Genomic DNA, 1410 nt, shown 5'->3' with positions numbered 1-1410 from the left:
GGGTCGGCACCCTCCCGCATCCGGACCCACGCCATCAACTCCTCACCGTACTTCGGGTCGGGGACACCGATCACCTGCGCGTCGAGGATGTCGGGATGGGTGTAGAGGAACTCCTCGATCTCCCGCGGATAGATGTTCTCACCACCCCGGATGACCATGTCCTTGATCCGGCCGGTGATCGCGACATACCCGCCCGGATCCATCACCCCGACGTCACCGGTGTGCATCCACCGCGCCGCGTCGATCGGCCCCAGTTTGTACGGTCGCTCCGCAGGCTCCGCTCCTCCGGTCTTCTCCGGGTTGTTCCAGTACCCGAGCATCACCGAATACCCGCGGGTGCACAACTCGCCCGGCTCCCCCCGCGGCACCGTCAGCCCGGTCGCGGGATCGACGATCTTGACCTCGAGGTGCGGCCCGACCCGCCCGACCGTGCCCACCCGCTGGTCGATGGTGTCGTCGGCGCGGGTCTGCAACGACACCGGCGACGTCTCGGTCATGCCGTAACAGATCGACACCTCGCTCATGCCCATCCGCTCGATGACCTGCTTCATCACCTCGACCGGGCAGGGGGACCCGGCCATGATCCCGGTCCGCAGACTCGTCAGGTCGTAGGAGTCGAAATCGGGGTCGGCGAGTTCGGCGATGAACATCGTCGGCACCCCGTACAGGGACGTGCACCGCTGCGCCTGCACCGCGGCCAGGGTCGCGGCCGGGTCGAACGCCGGCGCCGGGATCACCATCGCCGCCCCGTGGCTGGTGCACGCCAGGTTGCCCATCACCATCCCGAAGCAGTGGTAGAACGGCACCGGGATGCACACCCGGTCCGCCTGCGTGTAGTGGCACAACTCGCCGACGAAGTAGCCGTTGTTGAGGATGTTGTGGTGGCTCAGGGTCGCGCCCTTGGGGAATCCCGTTGTCCCGGACGTGTACTGGATGTTGATCGGATCGTCCGCCGACAACCCGGCCTGCGCCGCGGCCAGCACGGCGGGGTCGGCGGCGTGCGCGGCCGCGCCGTCGGCGAGCAGCCGCTGCCAGTCCTCCCCGGCGAGCAGGATCACCGACTCGAGGTCGGGGCACCGCGGGCGCACCTGCTCGATCATCGCCGCGTAGTCGGAGGTCTTGAACACGGGCGCGGAGATCAGCAACCGGATCCCGGCCTGCTCGAGCACGTACTGCAGTTCGTGGGAGCGGTAGGCGGGGTTGATGTTGACCAGGATCGCGCCGATCTTCGCGGTCGCGTACTGCACCAGCGTCCACTCCGGGCAGTTCGGCGCCCAGATCCCGACCCGGTCACCCTTGCCGATCCCGCGCCCGAGCAGTCCGGCGGCGAGGGCGTCGACGTCGGCCCCGAACCGGGTGTAGGTCCAGCGGCGTCCGCTCGCGTGGTCGATCAACGCGTCGCGCTCCCCG

At 68.9% G+C, this 1410-nt stretch carries 1 protein-coding gene; it reads right to left on the bottom strand.

Annotation, left to right across the window (positions count from 1 at the left end; translation table 11 throughout):
* Nucleotides 1-1410: AMP-binding protein (locus ABD951_RS28515; protein ID WP_345353648.1), on the bottom strand; the 1410-nt coding region annotated here is incomplete at both ends.

The organism is Rhodococcus olei, assembly GCF_039540555.1.
In the GTDB taxonomy this organism is placed as follows: Bacteria; Actinomycetota; Actinomycetes; order Mycobacteriales; family Mycobacteriaceae; genus Rhodococcus_G; species Rhodococcus_G olei.
Note: the sequence above shows the minus strand (reverse complement) of the source record. Positions and strands in the feature narration are given on the sequence as shown.